The organism is Cryobacterium sp. Hz7 (genome assembly GCF_004402815.1).
GTDB classification, from domain to species: Bacteria; Actinomycetota; Actinomycetes; order Actinomycetales; family Microbacteriaceae; genus Cryobacterium; species Cryobacterium sandaracinum.
In genome coordinates this window covers 206,926-222,785 of sequence record NZ_SOFB01000053.1, presented here as the reverse complement: position 1 = coordinate 222,785, position 15,860 = coordinate 206,926, and the positions used below count along the sequence as shown (strand labels likewise).

The 15,860-nt window shown below is 68.3% G+C and carries 15 protein-coding genes and 1 tRNA gene; 12 read left to right on the top strand and 4 right to left on the bottom strand.

The window, feature by feature from the left end; translation table 11 throughout:
* The first annotated feature begins 23 nt into the window (after window positions 1–23).
* From E3N86_RS13725 to E3N86_RS13680, 10 genes are all read left to right on the top strand, one after another.
* Window positions 24–920 carry a diacylglycerol kinase family protein gene (locus E3N86_RS13725; protein ID WP_134371631.1) on the top strand — a complete coding sequence of 299 codons (897 nt, stop codon included), beginning with the start codon at window positions 24–26 and terminating at the stop codon, window positions 918–920.
* 56 nt (window positions 921–976) lie between these two features.
* Window positions 977–1,049, top strand: a tRNA-Glu gene (locus tag E3N86_RS13720).
* A gap of 238 nt (window positions 1,050–1,287) precedes the next feature.
* Entirely contained in the window at window positions 1,288–2,313 is a 1,026-nt protein-coding gene (locus E3N86_RS13715) for a TerC family protein (protein WP_134512152.1), read from the top strand.
* A gap of 44 nt (window positions 2,314–2,357) precedes the next feature.
* Window positions 2,358–3,200 (top strand): PP2C family serine/threonine-protein phosphatase, encoded by an 843-nt coding sequence (locus tag E3N86_RS13710; protein ID WP_241986122.1) that lies wholly within the window; start codon window positions 2,358–2,360, stop codon window positions 3,198–3,200.
* Window positions 3,201–3,399: 199 nt separating this feature from the next.
* Entirely contained in the window at window positions 3,400–4,845 is a 1,446-nt protein-coding gene (leuC, locus tag E3N86_RS13705; RefSeq protein ID WP_134371627.1) for a 3-isopropylmalate dehydratase large subunit, read from the top strand.
* A 3-nt stretch (window positions 4,846–4,848) separates the two neighbouring features.
* Window positions 4,849–5,457 (top strand): 3-isopropylmalate dehydratase small subunit, encoded by a 609-nt coding sequence (leuD, locus tag E3N86_RS13700; RefSeq protein WP_104103024.1) that lies wholly within the window; start codon window positions 4,849–4,851, stop codon window positions 5,455–5,457.
* A 98-nt stretch (window positions 5,458–5,555) separates the two neighbouring features.
* Window positions 5,556–6,878 (top strand): UDP-N-acetylglucosamine 1-carboxyvinyltransferase, encoded by a 1,323-nt coding sequence (gene murA, locus E3N86_RS13695; RefSeq protein WP_233191550.1) that lies wholly within the window; start codon window positions 5,556–5,558, stop codon window positions 6,876–6,878.
* 133 nt (window positions 6,879–7,011) lie between these two features.
* A complete protein-coding gene (locus E3N86_RS13690; RefSeq protein WP_241973097.1) occupies window positions 7,012–7,707 on the top strand; it encodes a 1-acyl-sn-glycerol-3-phosphate acyltransferase in 696 nt (231 codons plus the stop codon).
* Window positions 7,708–7,726: 19 nt separating this feature from the next.
* Complete coding sequence (locus E3N86_RS13685) at window positions 7,727–8,824, top strand: NAD(P)H-dependent glycerol-3-phosphate dehydrogenase (protein WP_134512189.1); 1,098 nt, start codon at window positions 7,727–7,729, stop codon at window positions 8,822–8,824.
* Window positions 8,727–9,845 carry a D-alanine--D-alanine ligase family protein gene (locus E3N86_RS13680; protein ID WP_134341768.1) on the top strand — a complete coding sequence of 373 codons (1,119 nt, stop codon included), beginning with the start codon at window positions 8,727–8,729 and terminating at the stop codon, window positions 9,843–9,845. The genes E3N86_RS13685 and E3N86_RS13680 overlap by 98 nt, the downstream gene beginning before the upstream one ends.
* 28 nt (window positions 9,846–9,873) lie before the next feature.
* On the opposite strand, the gene E3N86_RS13675 is transcribed toward E3N86_RS13680, so the two are convergent.
* The 3 genes from E3N86_RS13675 to E3N86_RS13665 form a co-directional block, all read right to left on the bottom strand.
* On the bottom strand, window positions 9,874–10,101 hold the full coding sequence (locus E3N86_RS13675) for a sulfurtransferase TusA family protein (RefSeq protein ID WP_134371621.1): 228 nt from the start codon (window positions 10,099–10,101) through the stop codon (window positions 9,874–9,876).
* Window positions 10,102–10,136: 35 nt separating this feature from the next.
* Entirely contained in the window at window positions 10,137–11,195 is a 1,059-nt protein-coding gene (locus tag E3N86_RS13670) for a YeeE/YedE family protein (protein WP_104103039.1), read from the bottom strand.
* A 213-nt stretch (window positions 11,196–11,408) separates the two neighbouring features.
* The gene (locus tag E3N86_RS13665; protein ID WP_134371619.1) at window positions 11,409–11,924 is read right to left on the bottom strand and encodes a DUF3515 family protein; all 516 of its coding nucleotides are present in this window, start codon (window positions 11,922–11,924) and stop codon (window positions 11,409–11,411) included.
* Window positions 11,925–11,948: 24 nt separating this feature from the next.
* On the opposite strand from E3N86_RS13665, the gene thiL reads away from it, so the two are divergent.
* Window positions 11,949–12,956, top strand: a complete 1,008-nt coding sequence (gene thiL / locus E3N86_RS13660; protein WP_233191531.1) for a thiamine-phosphate kinase — start codon at window positions 11,949–11,951, stop codon at window positions 12,954–12,956.
* Window positions 12,957–12,963: 7 nt separating this feature from the next.
* Here thiL and rsmD read toward each other — a convergent pair whose 3' ends face one another.
* The gene (gene rsmD / locus E3N86_RS13655; RefSeq protein WP_134371617.1) at window positions 12,964–13,542 is read right to left on the bottom strand and encodes a 16S rRNA (guanine(966)-N(2))-methyltransferase RsmD; all 579 of its coding nucleotides are present in this window, start codon (window positions 13,540–13,542) and stop codon (window positions 12,964–12,966) included.
* Between the two features lie 95 nt (window positions 13,543–13,637).
* On the opposite strand from rsmD, the gene E3N86_RS13650 reads away from it, so the two are divergent.
* Window positions 13,638–15,833: an ATP-dependent DNA helicase RecG gene (locus E3N86_RS13650; protein WP_134371615.1), complete on the top strand. Its 2,196-nt coding sequence runs from the start codon at window positions 13,638–13,640 to the stop codon at window positions 15,831–15,833.
* The last annotated feature ends 27 nt before the right edge of the window (window positions 15,834–15,860 follow it).

Sequence of the window (15,860 nt, the reverse complement as noted above, 5' to 3'; positions counted from 1 at the left end):
CAAGCTGAGACCATACTGGAGCGGTGCCTCCATGTCTTCACCTCGTCGTCGCCATCAACGCCGCCGCTTTCGGTCGCCGCAGGGACGTCGGCCCTCGGGTTGCCCAGGCCCTGGTCGTGGCCGGCCACCAGGTGACCAGTCTGAGCGCCCCCAGCTTCGACGCGCTTCGCCGCGACGTCCAGGGCGCACTGGTGTCGCGGGTCGACGCGCTCGTGGTCGTCGGCGGCGACGGGATGGTCAGCCTTGGCACCAACCTCCTGGCCGGTACGAGTCGATTCCTGGCCATTGTGCCGTGCGGCACGGGCAACGACCTCGCGCGCGGGCTGGGGATCCCGGTCGACGACACGGATGCTGCCATCCGTCACCTGCTCGATGCCCTCACCCGCCCGCCGCGGGCCATAGACGCCGCCCGGGTGCGGTGCGGCGACACGACGATCTGGTTCGCGGGCGTGCTTTCGGCCGGGTTCGACGCCGTGGTCGACGAACGGGCCAACCGGATGCGCCGGCCCCGCGAGAAGAGCCGCTACACCCTGGCCATCCTGCTGGTGCTGACGACGTTTCGGCCCATCTCCTACCGGCTGACCGTCGACGGCCGGCCACGCCGGATGCGGGCCATGCTGATCTCCGTAGCCAACAACGTGTCGATCGGCGGCGGCATGCGCGTCGTTCCGGGTGCGGTGATCGACGACGGCCTGCTGGACCTCTTCATCGTGGCCCCGCTGTCGCGGGCGGGTTTCCTCCGCGTCTTCCCGAAGGTATTCTCGGGCACGCATACAACCCTGCCGCAGGTGGAAATCACCCGGTGTTGCAGCATCCGGATCGACGCCGACCGGGTCGCCGCCTACGCCGACGGGGAGAGGGTCGGGGCGATGCCGGTGCAGGTCGACGTGGTACCCAAAGCCCTGCTCGTGCACGCCTGAGCCGCTCAGTTTGGTTTTAGCTATCGGCGTGTGGCATATTAGGTGAGTTGCAAAACGGCCCCATCGTTTAGCGGCCTAGGACATCGCCCTCTCACGGCGGTAACGCGGGTTCGAATCCCGCTGGGGTCACACCAGCCCGGTTTCCTTCTTTTCGAGGGGCACCGGGTGTCTTATTTAAGCGAGACCCCGGTAGACTCCACGGAGTGAAGGGGAGTATCCCCGTGCCCGTTTCGGGTACCTCGCCGTGAACGTCAACACGGGCCGCGGCGCAGGGGCCCGACACGGCGGTATCGATCCATCGATACGGGAGAGACTCTCAGGTTTCCTGCTGCCTCCAGCATCCCCTTCATTGAAAGGCTCTACGCGCATGGAAATTGCTCTCCCGCTCTGGTTTGAGATTGGGTCGCTCGTCGTCCTGACGCTCATCCTGGTTGCCGACCTCCTCATCGTCTTCAAGCGGCCGCACGTGCCCTCGGTGCGCGAGGCCAGCCTGTGGGTTGCCTTCTACGTGGGACTGGCCCTGATCTTCGCCCTGCTGATGTTGGTCCTGGGCGACGCCGAGCACGCGGGGCAGTTCCTCGCCGGCTGGCTCACGGAGTACAGCCTCAGCATCGACAACCTGTTCGTTTTCGTCATCATCATGGCGAGGTTCTCGGTGCCCCGGAAGTACCAGCAGGAGGTGCTGATCGTGGGCATCATCATCGCGCTGGTGCTGCGCGGCATCTTCATCCTGCTCGGAGCCCAGCTGATCGAGAACTTCAGCTGGATCTTCTACATTTTCGGCGCGTTTCTTCTCTACACGGCCGTGCACCAGGCGGTCGCAAAAGAGCCCGACGTGGACGAGGCCGACAACGGGCTGATCCGTTTCCTGCGCCGACACATGAACATCTCGTCGACCTTCGACGGTTCGAAGTTGCGCACCCTGGTCGACGGCAAGAAGGTCTTCACCCCCATGCTGATCGTGCTCCTCGCGATCGGCACCACCGACCTGGTCTTCGCCCTCGACTCCATCCCGGCGATCTTCGGCATCACGCAGAGCCCCTTCATCGTGTTCACCGCGAACGTGTTCGCCCTGATGGGGCTGCGTCAGCTGTACTTCCTGCTGGGCGGGCTGCTCGAACGCCTCGAATACCTCAATTACGGGATCGCATTCATCCTGTTCTTCATCGGCGTCAAGCTTGTCTTCCATGCCCTGCACAACAATGAGGTCTTCTTCATCAACGGCGGCGAGGGCGTGGGCTGGGCTCCGGAGATCGACACCTGGACTTCTCTCGGGGTGATCGTGGTTTCCATGGCCGTGGCCACCATCGCCAGCCTGATCAAGGCTCGGCGGGATGCTCGCCGGCGCGGTCACACCCTCGCCGAGGAGATCCCCCACTTCGTCGAGGAGTGACATTCGCCGACGTGCCTCGCACGCACTCGAACACAGGAGCTGACGTGGCCTCGCAGAGTGAGAGCGAACTGGTGCTCCCCGCAACCCGTGCGCGGTTCGTGTTCAGTGCCCGGAGCGACGTCGGCCGCGAGCGCAAGGTCAACGAGGACAGCTTCCTGGCCCAGGCCCCGGTCTTCCTGGTCGCCGACGGCATGGGTGGTCATGCCCAGGGCGACGTGGCCAGCCAGACAGTCGTGCGGGTCTTCGAGGAACACATCGCCTGCGACGCACCTTCGACCCCGGAACGCGTGCTCGACGCCATCCACTCGTCGAACGATGCGGTGCGCGACCTCAGCGCCGTCGACGACTACGGCACCGCGGTGTCCGGTACGACGCTGTCGGGCATCGCGTTCGTCGACGCCGGCGACGACGTCGGCTTCCACTGGATGGCCTTCAACGTCGGCGACTCGCGGGTCTACACCTGGGACGGGCACACGTTGGCGCAGCTGAGCGTCGACCATTCCGCTGTGCAGGAGATGGTCGACGCGGGTCTCATTTCCAGTGACGAGGCGGAGCAGCATCCGGAACGCAACGTGATCACCCGCGCGATCGGCGCCGACGAGTCCGTGGACGCCGACGTGTGGCTGCTACCGGCGTCCGGGCGGCACACGTTCCTGATCTGCTCCGACGGACTGACCAAGGAACTCGGCGCGGCCGAGATCGCGAAGATCCTGGCATCCTATGACGGTGATAGCTTGCCCAGCCGGTCCCGCGCAGACGTGCTTGTCGACGCGGCTCTGGCCCACGGCGGACACGACAACGTGACGGTCGTCTATGTGGAGTCGGAACTGGGCAACCCCGAGCAGGACGACACCGCCGACACGGGCGAAGCAGCGCGTCACAGATAGAGTGACGTCGTGGACACAGCGGAAAGCACCCTCGAATGAGGGGCGTCAGGCAAAGCTCGCACACGCACAGTGTTAGCCTGTCAGGGTGCTGCTGCGTCGACTCCCTCTTCCCTGCCGCGACGAGTCCCAGTTCTGAGGCCTCTCTCGTCGTGGAGTTTCTGGTTGGCTGCATACCCATCGTTGAGGAAGACGCACACACATGACTGACGCACCACTGCTGGAAGAACGTCCGCGTACTCTGGCCGAAAAGGTTTGGGACAAACACCTCGTCGCCAAGGGCGAAGACGGCACGCCCGACCTGATCTACGTCGACCTGCACCTCGTGCACGAGGTCACCAGCCCGCAGGCCTTCGACGGGTTGCGCTTGGCCGGACGCCCTCTGCGCCGCCCCGATCTCACCATCGCCACGGAAGACCACAACACGCCGACCCTGGCGATCGACCGGCCCATCGCCGACCTCACCAGCCGCACCCAGATCGAGACGTTGCGGCGCAACTGCGAGGAATTCGGCATTCGCCTGCACTCGCTCGGCGACATCGAGCAGGGCATCGTGCACGTCGTCGGACCGCAGCTGGGCCTGACCCAGCCGGGCATCACCGTCGTCTGCGGCGACTCGCATACCTCCACCCACGGCGCCTTCGGGGCCATGGCGCTCGGCATCGGCACAAGCGAGGTAGAGCACGTGATGGCCACCCAGACTCTGCCTCTGACACCCTTCAAGACCATGGCGATCACCGTCGACGGCACTCTCCGCCCCGGCGTGACGGCCAAGGACATCATCCTCGCCGTGATCGCGAAGATCGGCACCGGCGGTGGCCAGGGCTACGTGCTCGAATACCGCGGCAGCGCCATCCGCGCCCTCTCCATGGAGGGTCGCATGACCATCTGCAACATGTCGATCGAGGCCGGCGCCCGCGCGGGCATGGTGGCCCCGGATGCGATCACCTACGACTACCTTCAGGGTCGCGCACACGCCCCGGAAGGCCAGGATTGGCTCGACGCGGTCGGCTACTGGGACACCCTCGCCACCGACGACGGCGCTGTGTTCGACGCCGAGGTGCTGCTCGACGCCGACACTCTCGAACCCTTCGTGACCTGGGGCACCAACCCCGGGCAGGGCGTGTCCCTGAGCGATACCGTGCCGGACCCGTCCGGAATCATCGACGCCAACGAGCGCTCGGCCGCCGAACGCGCCCTCGAGTACATGGACCTGGCGGCTGGCACCCCGATGAAGGAGATCCGGGTAGACACCGTCTTCCTCGGCTCCTGCACCAACAGTCGGGTCGAGGACCTGCGCGCCGCCGCCAACATCATCCAGGGCCATAGCCTGGCCCCCGGCGTGCGGATGCTGGTGGTGCCCGGTTCTGCGCGGGTGCGCATCGAGGCCGAGGCGGAGGGCCTCGATAAGATCTTCACCGACTTCGGCGCCGAATGGCGCTTCGCCGGCTGTTCGATGTGCCTCGGCATGAACCCCGACCAGCTTGCTCCCGGCGAGCGGTGCGCTTCCACGAGCAACCGCAATTTCGAGGGCCGTCAGGGCAAGGGCGGGCGCACGCACCTCGTCTCCCCGCTGGTCGCGGCGGCGACTGCCATCCGCGGTACGCTTTCGAGCCCGTGGGACCTGGTCCAGGATGGAGACGAGTAAGTAATGGAAAAGTTCACAACCGTCACGGGCATCGCGCTTCCACTGCGCCGCTCCAACGTCGACACCGACCAGATCATCCCCGCCGTCTACCTCAAGCGCGTCACCAAGACCGGCTTCGAAGACGCCCTCTTCGCCCGCTGGCGCGCCGACCCCGACTTCGTACTCAACAATCCGGCCTACGAGGGTGCCCGCGTGCTCGTGGCCGGCGCCGACTTCGGCACCGGCTCCTCGCGGGAGCACGCCGTCTGGGCGCTACGCGACTACGGCTTCGACGTGGTCCTCAGCCCCCGCTTCGGCGACATCTTCCGCGGCAACTCCGGCAAGCAGGGTCTGCTCGCCGGCCAGATCTCCGAGGCCGACGCCCAGCGTCTGTGGGACATCATCGAGGCCTGTCCCGGAGTCGAACTGACGGTCGACCTCGTGTCGAGGACCGCCCGCGTGGGCGGCCTCACCGTTCCGTTCGAGATCGATGACTATACCCGGTGGCGCCTCCTCGAGGGCCTCGACGACATCGGACTCACCCTGCGCGATGAAGCGCGGATCGCAGAATTCGAATCCCACCGGGAGCCATGGCGGCCCCGCACTCTCCCCGCAAGGCAGGTACGTTTGTGAGCACCATCAGCGAAAACACCCAGGACCGTGAAGACGACCAGAACCGGTCGGACGCGCAGAACCGCGAGAACGCCCAGAACTGGGGCGCGGCCGTCGGGCTGCAGGGCGACCGAATCACCATCCGCGGCGGCATCCCCCTGGTCGGCCGGATCGAACTGAAAGGCGCGAAGAACCTGGTCACCAAGGCCATGGTCGCGGCCCTTCTCGGTGAGAGTCCCAGCACGCTCAAAAACGTGCCGAACATCAGCGACGTGCGCATCGTGCGCCAGCTGCTCGAAGTGCACGGCGTCAAGGTCACCGACGGCGCCGAGCCCGGCGAACTGCTGCTCGACCCGGTCGACGTCGAGAGCGCGCATTTCGCGGCGATCGACGCGTACGCCGGTTCCTCGCGCATCCCGATCCTGTTCTGCGGCCCTCTGCTGCACCGCCTCGGGGAGGCGTTTATCCCCGATCTGGGCGGCTGCCGCATCGGCGACCGCCCGATCGACTACCACCTGGACGTGCTGCGCAAGTTCGGCGCCGTCGTCGAGAAGCAGCCCAACGGCATCCGGATGTCCGCGCCCAACGGGCTCAAGGGCACCAAGGTATCCCTGCCCTACCCGAGCGTCGGCGCGACCGAGCAGGTACTCCTGACCGCCGTGCGCGCGGAGGGCATCACCGAGCTCAAGGGCGCGGCGATCGAGCCCGAGATCATGGATCTCATCAACATCCTGCAGAAGATGGGCGCCATCATCACGGTCGACACCGACCGGGTGATCCGGATCGAGGGCGTCGAGCGCCTCGAGGGCTACAACCACCGCGCCCTGTTCGACCGGAACGAGGCGGCCAGCTGGGCGGCAGCGGCCCTGGCCACCGACGGCGACATCTTCGTCGGCGGCGCACGCCAGCCCGAGATGTTGACGTTCCTGAACGTGTTCCGCAAGGTCGGCGGGGCGTTTGACATCGAAGACGACGGCATCCGTTTTTACCACCCGGGCGGCGACCTCAAGCCCGTCATCATCGAGACGGATGTGCACCCCGGCTTCATGACGGATTGGCAGCAGCCGCTCGTGATCGCCTTGACCCACGCGCACGGCGTCTCGATCGTGCACGAGACCGTCTACGAGCAGCGCTTCGGCTTCGTGGACGCTCTCGTCGAGATGGGCGCCACCATCCAAATCCACCGGGAATGCCTCGGCGGGCACCCCTGCCGGTTCGGCCAGCGCAACTTCAACCATTCGGCCGTGATCACCGGGCCGACGAAACTGACCGGCGCCGACATCGAGGTTCCCGATTTGCGCGGCGGCTTCAGCCACCTGATCGCGGCGCTGACCGCGAAGGGAACCTCCACCGTCAGCAACGTCGGAATCATCAGCCGCGGCTACGAGAACTTCATCACCAAGCTTCAACTGTTGGGGGCTGACTTCGATCTCGAAGGATAATGGGGCTGTGCCAGCATCCGATCCAGCGTCCGTGTCCGATCCAACGCCCCAGACCCACATCTCCCGTGACGTCGTGAACCCCGGGCGGGAGCGTTCGGAGACCCGGCGGCCATCCGTGTTCTGGGTGCTGGCGATGATGATCCTTCCGGTGATCAATCTCGCCGTGCGGTACAAGGTCACCGACGCCGCGAAGTTCCCCCGTTCGGGGGCGTTCGTGATGGCGCCCAACCACTTCAGCGAGATCGACCCGCTTCTGATGGGGGTAATGAGCTGGAATATGGGGCGCGCGCCCCGGTTCATGGCGAAGGCATCCGTCTTCAAAATCCCGGTGATCGGGTGGCTGCTGCACAAGTCGGGACAGATCCCGGTGCAGCGCGGCGGCAGCGTGCGCGGCAGCGAGCCCGTGAAGGCGGCCGAGCGACTGGTCGAACGTGGCCAGATGGTCGTCGTCTACCCGGAGGGGTCGCTGACCCGGGACCCCGCGCTGTGGCCGATGCGTGGCAAGACCGGCGCTGTGCGGATCGCTCTCGAGCAGGGTATCCCGATCGTGCCGGTGGCCCACTGGGGAGCGCAGGCGATCATGCCGCGCTACTCGAAGCGGCTGAACCTATTCCCGCGCAAGACCGTGCTGGTCAAGATCGGTGACCCGCTCGACCTGGCGCAGTTCCGGGGCCGCAACCTCGACCCGGCGACGCTCAACGAGGCCACCACGCTCGTCATGGCCGCCATCACCCAGTTGCTCGAAGATCTTCGGGGTGAGACGGCGCCGTCCAAGCGCTGGAACCCGACCGAGCACGATCAGAAAGAGACCGGCCGTTTTGAAGCCTAAGGTTCAGCCAGGCAAACGGGTGGCCGTTCTCGGTGCCGGCAGCTGGGGCACCACGTTCGCCAAGATCCTGGCCGACGGCGGGGCCGACGTCGTGCTGTGGGCCCGCCGTCCCGAGCTCGCCCGCGAGATCACCGAGGCCCGGCGCAACAGCGACTACCTGCCCGGCATCAACCTGCCGGAGGGCCTGCGGGCCACCGCGAGGCTCGACCTGGCCCTCGCCGGCGCCGAGCAGGTGTTCGTATCGGTGCCGAGCCAGTCGCTGCGCGAGAACCTGATCCTGGCTGAGCCGTTCCTGGCTCCCGGCGCCATCGTGGTGTCGTTGATGAAGGGCGTCGAGCGCGGGTCCGGCCTGCGCATGAGTCAGATCATCGCCGAGATCCTGCCGATCAACCCCGACCTGATCGCGGCGATCTCCGGACCTAACCTGGCCCTGGAAATCGCCAAGGAACAGCCGACGGCGGCCGTGGTCTCCTCGAACAGCCTCGAGACCGCGCAGGCCGTTGCCATGCTGGCCCGCAACCGCTACTTCCGCTCCTACGTCAACACGGATGTCATCGGCACCGAATTCGGCGGCGTGCTGAAGAACCTCATCGCCGTGGCCATCGGCATCGTCGACGGCGTCGGCTACGGGGAGAACACGAAGGCGTCGATCATCACCCGCGGTCTCGTGGAGATGACCGATTTCGCGGTGGCCTACGGCGCGCATCCGGAAACGCTGGCTGGCCTGGCCGGCCTGGGCGACCTGATCGCGACCTGCCAGTCGCCGCTGTCGCGCAACAACACCGCCGGCCGGCTCCTCGGCCAGGGCTACGGCATCAACGACGTCGTCAAGCAGATGCAGCAGACCACCGAGGGTCTTGCGTCCGTCGGCCCCATTCTCGATCTCGCCCGCGCCAAGGGGGTGGACATGCCCATCGTTGAGCAGGTCCGCCAGGTGCTGGCCGGTACTCTGAAACCGCGGGATCTCGCCCCGCACCTGACCACGGACTCAGCGGAGCCGCAGGGCGAAAGGACGATTGATGACGAACAAGCTCACGGTGGCGCTGCTCTTTGGGGGTCGGTCAAGCGAACATTCGATCAGTTGCGCCACAGCGGGCGGCGTTCTGGCGGCGATTGACCGCGATCGCTACCACGTCATTCCGGTCGGCATCACCCGTGACGGAGCCTTCGTGCTCGAAGCGGATGACCCGGCCCGGTTCACATTGGACGCGGACGAACTGCCGGAGGTCTTCGACAACGGCACCCGCATCCGGTGGCCGGAGAGCAGCCTCAGCCGCCAGCTGACCGTCAGTGACGGCGCCGGCTATCGTTCGCTCGGTAACGTCGACCTGGTCTTCCCGATCCTGCACGGCCCGTTCGGCGAGGACGGCACCGTGCAGGGGCTACTCGAACTCGTCGGGCTGCCCTACGTGGGCTCAGGCGTGCTCGCGTCGGCGCTCGGAATGGACAAGCACTTCACCAAGACCGTCTTCCAGCAGGCTGCCCTCCCGGTCGCCCCGTGGCGTACCATCACCGCCGGCGATTGGGCCGAGGCTCCCGGGATGGCGTTCGCGGCGGCCGAGGAGCTCGGGCTGCCCGTGTTCGTGAAGCCGGCTCGTGCAGGGTCGAGCGTGGGCGTGAGTCGGGTGTCGACCCTGGACCAGCTCGCCGAGGCGATGCGGGTTGCTCTGCTCGAGGACAGCAAGGTTCTGATCGAGGCCGGGCTGCGCGGACGCGAACTCGAGATCGCGGTGCTGCAGGGGCGTCCTGGGGAGCCGACGCGGGCATCCGTCGCCGGCGAGGTGCGGGTCACCGGGCGGGACTTCTACGACTTTGCCGCCAAGTACCTCGGTGCGTCCGGCATCGACCTGGTCTGCCCGGCCGACCTCACCTCCGAGGAACTCGCCCAGATGCAGGCCCTGGCCATCCGCGCGTTCGACGCGATCGACGGCGCCGGCCTGGCGCGGGTGGACTTCTTCCTCACCGATGACGGCTGGGTGATCAACGAGATCAACACCATGCCCGGGTTCACCCCCATCTCGATGTTCCCGAGCTGCTGGCTGGCCAGTGGCTTCACCTACCCGCAGTTGATTGATGAGCTGATCGAGGTGGCGATCGCCCACCGCGCCGCGCCGGCCGCGCTGCACCTGGCGGTCTAGCCGCCCAGCCGCGCGCCCGGCGCGGCGATCAGACCTTCTGCACCGTGATGGTCCAGTGGGCGTCCCCGACGCGATCGAAGTGGGTGACCGGGTAGCCGCTCTCCGCCGCCCAGCGTGGCAGGGCGTCCGTCGCTTGCGTGCAGTCGAAGTTGATGGTGAGCTCGTCGCCGAGGTCGAGCTTCTCGATTGCGGCTCCGGCCTCCACGAGCGGGAACGGGCAGACCTGACCGTCGGTCTCAAGTACGTACTGTGCCATGTCGGGCTTCTTTCTCCTGGTTGGCTGCGGGGTTGCTACTGGTTGGCCGGAACGCGAGCGGGGGAGACCCCTACCCGCGCGGACCCGGTGATGAAGAGGCGCGTCGCGGCGCCGGTGCCGATGATCATGAACACCAGCGCCACCCAGCCCTGGAGGCCGAAGGTGGCGGTGTCGACCATGCCGTTGCCGATGGTGCAGCCGCCGGCCAGGCTGGCTCCGACGCCCATCAGCACCCCGCCGAGGATGCTGCGGATGGTGGTGGTGACATCGGGCAGCCGCACCCGGAACTCGCCGCTGCCCTTGGCTGCGATGAACGAGCCGAGCAGGATGCCGATCACCAGGTACACTCCCCAGTCGATCAACTGGGGATCGCCGCGCACGAGGTAGTTGACGATGTTCGAGGACGGCCCGGTGATACCGAGCCCGGACTCGCGCCCGGTTGCCCAGCTGAGCGGCCAGGCGAGGATGGCGAGCGGCGCGATGATCAGGGCGGTGGTGAACGCGCCCCATTTCTTCTCGAACAGGAGATGCCGGATGCCGCTCGTGCGGGCCGGGAGCGACGCGACCGGCAGGGACGACCGCAGCCGCAGGTGGTGCCGGGCGAGCAGGCCGACGCCGGTGACGAGCACCGCGACCAGCACCCACGGTGAGATGCCGAGGACGCCGTGGATGGTGGAAGCCTCCACGGTGATACCGCGCAGCGCCGCGACCGGAGCGGACAGCGCGCCCGTCTTCGAGATGGCGGAGAAGAGGGCGTAGAAGATCAGGGCGAACCAGCTGCCCACCAGACCCTCGCCGGCGCGATAGTAGGTGCCCGTGGCGCATCCGCCGGCCAGCACGATGGCGAACCCGAAGATGAACGCACCGATGATCGTGGCCAGCCAGGCGAAGGGCTGGGGGTCGAGGGTGATCACACCGGCAGCGTCGAGGGCGAAGACTCCCACACTCTGCACCGCGATGACGATCAGAAAGGCCGTCAGCCAGCGGGTGCTGCCCGTGAGCCACAGGTCCCGGAAAGCGCCGGTGACGCAGAACCTGCCCCGCTGCATGGTGAAGCCCAGGGCGACGCCCAGGCCGAGTCCGGTGAGAAGCATGTCGTGTCCCCGTCCATCAGAGGCCGCACGCCGTGTGACGGCGACTCCCCAGCGACGTTACGGGCCGGCCGGCGGCGCTGCTCCCAGACGTCGCGGCATAACGAAATGAGACGTAACACTTGACAACTCCGTACCCGCACTCGTCCGTGCGGCCGCAACCCCCGAAAGCTGTCGACTCGGGGCAGCAGGACGGCGGGGCGGCAGGGTGGCGGGCTATGGAGCGGGCGCCACCGTCTCGCCGTCGGTCGGCAGCAGCAGGTCCGCGGCGCCGAGGCACTGGCCCGTCGCGGGGATGTTCCCCACGGCCTGCGCCAGGTCTACGAGCACCGTGGACCCGCTGACCTTGTCCGAGTCGATGACCAGTTCGGTTGCCGGGTCACGGCCGTAGGTGGTGTAGCGGTAGAGCGGGGCATCCGAGTCGTCTTCGATCCAGTCGATGCCGTTGACCGTGAGGCAGGGGAGCGTCGTCGGTGGGGGCACGGCAACGCCGCAGTGCAACAGGACCGCGCTCGGGGTGCCCCACGCGCCCGTGGCCTGGGCGTTCGTCTCACGTTCCGGAAGCGAGGCCACCGAGGTCGGAAGGCGAACGATGAGGTCGGCGCAGGTGGGATTGACGGCATCCGCGGCCGGTTCCAGCGGCACGACCACCGTGCAGCCGGTGAGGAGCACGGTACCGGCGACGAGCGTGAGCGCGAGGCCGGTGTGGAGGAAACGGATGCGGGGAGTCATTGCATTCAGGCTACCGTTTGAAGCATGACGAATTCTGCGGGCGCGATGATCCCCATGAGTGCGACGCTGGCCGACCTGAGCGAAGGGGAGGTTCTCGCCCGGATCTTCCCGCGACTGCCGGGCTCCGCGGCCCAGCTCCTCGGCCCCGGCGACGACGCCGCCGTGATGCGGGCCCCGGACGGGCGCTACGTCGTCACCACGGACATGATGATCCAGGGTCCGGATTTCCGGCTCGCCTGGTCGTCCCCGCACGACCTCGGCTGGAAGGCCGCCGCGACGAACCTGTCCGACGTCGCCGCCATGGGGGCCCGTCCCACCGCACTGGTGGTGGCGATCGCCGCCCCGCCGTCGACGCCGATCTCGGTGATCGAGGGCATCGCCGACGGGGTGCGCGACTGCTGCGAGGCGCTGGCCCCCGGCTGCGGCGTCGTCGGCGGCGACCTGTCCGCGTCCGACGCCCTCACGCTCGCTGTGACAGCCTTCGGCGACCTCGAGGGACGCGAGCCCGTGCTGCGCTCCGGGGCGCGGCCAGGCGACGTCGTGGTCCTGGCCGGGCGCCTCGGTGAGGCCGCCCGAGGCCTGGACCTGCTCTTCCGCCTCGCCGTGGACGAAAACGGTGTTCCGGATGCTGCGCTGGCGGACGCACTGCGGGCGCAGCATCCTGAGGCGGTCGCCGCGCAGCTCGCACCGGTGCCGCCCATCGACCGAGGTCCGGCCGCCGCCGGCGCCGGCGCGACCGCGATGCTGGACGTGTCCGACGGACTCGCCATCGACGCCGGGCGCCTCGCCCGGGCCAGCGGCGTGGGCATCGACTTCGCCCGGTCGGCCCTCGGCGAGAATGTCGAGCGTTCCCTCGGCGGCGGCGAGGACCACGGCCTGCTGGCCACTTTCCCGCCGGGCGCCGTGCTGCCGGCCGGCTTCCGCGCCGTCGGCGTGGTGACGGATGCCGCAGGCTCGGTCCTGGTGGATGGCCGCCCCCACGACCAGGCCGGTTGGGACCCCTACCGCGGCTGGGACGGCGCCGTCGCCTGAGACCGCCTCAGGCCGCCGGCAGCACGGGGGAGGCGTACCAGACGGTCGTGTCGCCGTAGTCCTTGCGCCGGTCGGATGCGAGGCCCGCCCCCCAGACCGGTTCGGGGGAGCGCGAACTGCGCTCCACGATGACGAGTGCGCCCGGGTCGAGCAGCGGCGCCAGGGCGGCAAGGTTGTGGCCGAGCTCGGTCTCGGCCAGGTCGTAGGGCGGGTCGATGAAGACCAGGTCGAACCCCTCGCCGGTGGCCGCGAGGAACGACTGCACGGCCTGGCTGCTCATCTTGATCCTCGGGGCGCCCCGCCCCGGTGCCGCCCGCAGCACGGTCTCGGTGTTCTTGCGGCACATCTGCGCGGCGCCAAAGTTGTTCTCGACCAGGGTCACGATGCGCGCTCCCCGGCTGGCCGCCTCCAGGCCGAGCCCGCCCGACCCGGCGTACAGATCGAGAACCCGAGCGCCACGGATGATGTCGCGCGCGTCGAGGGCGGAGAAGATCGCCTCCCGAACACGGTCGCTGGTGGGGCGGGTGCCGGTCTTGGGCACCGCCAGGGGCAGGGAACCGGCAAACCCGGCGACGATTCGCGTCATAACCTGTCGAGTTTATCGCCCGTCGGCGGCCGCGGTCGCGGTGCACTCGCGCCGACGCGGTGCCGCATGTCGCACGTGCCGCCTACGATCGAGACATGACCGATTCGGAGGCTGGGGAGACTCTCGCCCCAGTGACCCTCGACAGCAAGCTGGCCACCGTGGTCGGCGGCAAAACGGCCGTCGCCCTGGGCAAGGCCTTCGGTTCGCACACCGTGGGCGATCTGCTCAGCCACTACCCGCGCCGCTACGCCCGCCGCGGCGAGCTCTCGTCGATCAGCCTGCTGCCGCTCGACGAGAACGTGACCATTGTGGCGGAGATCCGCTCGGTCGAGGAACGCCCGATGAAAGCCCGCAAGGGGTCGATCGTCGAGGTGAAGATCTCCGACGGCCGCGGCATCCTCAGTCTCACCTGGTTCAACCAGTCCTGGCGGGCCAGGCAGCTCCAACCCGGCATGCGCGGAATGTTCGCGGGCAAGGTCACTGACTACCGGGGCCACCTGCAGCTCACGCATCCGACCTACAAGCTATTCGGCCCCGGCGCCGACGACGAACCCGAGATGCCCACGGATGCCGCGGCCGCCAAACTCTGGATCGAGCAGCCCGTCGCGATCTACCCGGCCACCAACACCGTGGCCAGCTGGCAGGTCGCGCAGTCCATCGCGATCCTGCTGGACAGCGTGGGCCCGGTGCCCGACCCGATCCCGCCGGGGCTGCGCGCCGAGCGCGGGCTGCTGCCGCAGGGCCGGGCCTTCGAGCTGATCCACCGCCCGGAAACCGATGCGGACTGGCGCCGTGCGAGGGACACCCTGCGGTTCACCGAGGCCTTCGTGCTGCAGAGCGCCCTGGTGCAGCAGCGGCTCGCCGCTCGGCAGCAGCACTCCGCCCCGCGCGTGGCGTCGTCCGGCGGCCTGCTCGAGCGCTTCGACGCCGGCCTGCCCTTCAGCCTCACCGCGGACCAGCAGGGCGTGGCCACGGAGATCTCCGCCGACCTTATCGAGACCCACCCGATGAACCGGCTGCTGCAGGGTGAGGTCGGATCCGGCAAGACCGTCGTGGCCCTGCGGGCCATGCTCACCGTCGCCGACACGGGCGGCCAATCGGCTTTCCTCGCTCCCACCGAGGTTCTGGCGGCCCAGCACCTGCGCACGATCGTGCGGTCGCTCGGCCCCGAGCTGGCGGGCACGCTGATGCCCACCCTGCTCACCGGGCAGCTGCCGGTGGCAGAGCGCCGCAAGGCGCTGCTCCGAGTGGTGTCCGGACAGGCCAAGATCGTGATCGGCACGCATGCGCTGCTCGGCGACAAGGTCACGTTCTTCGACCTCGGACTGGTCGTCGTCGACGAGCAGCACCGGTTCGGCGTGGACCAGCGCGAGGCGCTGCGGCTGAAGGGGGCCGTGCCGCCGCACGTGCTGGTGCTCACCGCCACCCCGATCCCGCGCACCGTGGCCATGACCGTGTTCGGCGACCTCGACGTGAGCACGATCGCGGAGCTTCCGGAGGGGCGGCAGGGCATCGAGACGTTCGTCGTGCCTGTGTTCGAGAAGCCCGGCTGGGTCACCCGGGTGTGGACCCGGCTGGCGGAGGAGCTCGCCCAGGGCCGCCAGGGTTTCGTGGTGTGCCCGGCCATCGCCCCGAAACAGCTCGAGGAGGGCGCGGAGGTCGATCCCGAGGCTGCAGCGCCGGCATCCGTCGAAATGGTGCTCGCCGAACTGCGTCGTAACCCGGCCCTGGCCTCTGCCCGCATCGAACCGCTGCACGGGCGCATGACCAGCGAAGAGAAAGACGTGGCCATGCGCGCGTTCGCGGCCGGTGAGATCGACGTGCTCGTGGCGACGACCGTCATCGAGGTCGGCGTCGACGTGCCCAACGCCTCCGCCATGGTGGTGCTGGACGCCGACCGGTTCGGCGTCTCGCAACTGCACCAGCTGCGCGGCCGGGTGGGCCGCGGCGGCGTGCCGGGGCTCTGTCTCCTGGTCACGAGTTCGGAGGCCGAAACCATCGCGCGCGAGCGAGTCGAGGCTGTCGCTGCCACCCTCGACGGGTTCGAGTTGGCCCAGGTCGACCTGGAGCTGCGCCGGGAGGGCGATGTGCTCGGCAGCAACCAGTCCGGGGGCCGCTCTTCGCTGCGCCTGCTGAGGGTGGCGACCGACGGCGACCTGATCGGGGAGGCCAGAGGCCATGCGCAGCGCCTGAGCGAGCACGACCCGCACCTCGAATCGGTCCCGGCGTTGCGGGAGGCGGTGCGGCGGCGCCTCGACGACGCGGAGCGGGCCTCGCTCACCAAGTCCTGACAGCAGGATCGGAGCGCGCTCAGGCAC

Excerpts from the sequence above, each read along its gene's own strand:
- E3N86_RS13675 (WP_134371621.1), bottom strand. The coding sequence starts at position 10,101 with ATGGCACAGTACGTACTTGAGACCGACGGTCAGGTCTGCCCGTTCCCG.
- E3N86_RS13670 (WP_104103039.1), bottom strand. The coding sequence starts at position 11,195 with ATGCTTCTCACCGGACTCGGCCTGGGCGTCGCCCTGGGCTTCACCATG.
- leuD (WP_104103024.1), top strand. The coding sequence starts at position 4,849 with ATGGAAAAGTTCACAACCGTCACGGGCATCGCGCTTCCACTGCGCCGC.
- E3N86_RS13650 (WP_134371615.1), top strand. The coding sequence starts at position 13,638 with ATGACCGATTCGGAGGCTGGGGAGACTCTCGCCCCAGTGACCCTCGAC.
- E3N86_RS13680 (WP_134341768.1), top strand. The coding sequence starts at position 8,727 with ATGACGAACAAGCTCACGGTGGCGCTGCTCTTTGGGGGTCGGTCAAGC.
- rsmD (WP_134371617.1), bottom strand. The coding sequence starts at position 13,542 with ATGACGCGAATCGTCGCCGGGTTTGCCGGTTCCCTGCCCCTGGCGGTG.
- thiL (WP_233191531.1), top strand. The coding sequence starts at position 11,949 with ATGACGAATTCTGCGGGCGCGATGATCCCCATGAGTGCGACGCTGGCC.
- leuC (WP_134371627.1), top strand. The coding sequence starts at position 3,400 with ATGACTGACGCACCACTGCTGGAAGAACGTCCGCGTACTCTGGCCGAA.
- E3N86_RS13690 (WP_241973097.1), top strand. The coding sequence starts at position 7,012 with ATGATGATCCTTCCGGTGATCAATCTCGCCGTGCGGTACAAGGTCACC.
- E3N86_RS13715 (WP_134512152.1), top strand. The coding sequence starts at position 1,288 with ATGGAAATTGCTCTCCCGCTCTGGTTTGAGATTGGGTCGCTCGTCGTC.
- E3N86_RS13665 (WP_134371619.1), bottom strand. The coding sequence starts at position 11,924 with ATGACTCCCCGCATCCGTTTCCTCCACACCGGCCTCGCGCTCACGCTC.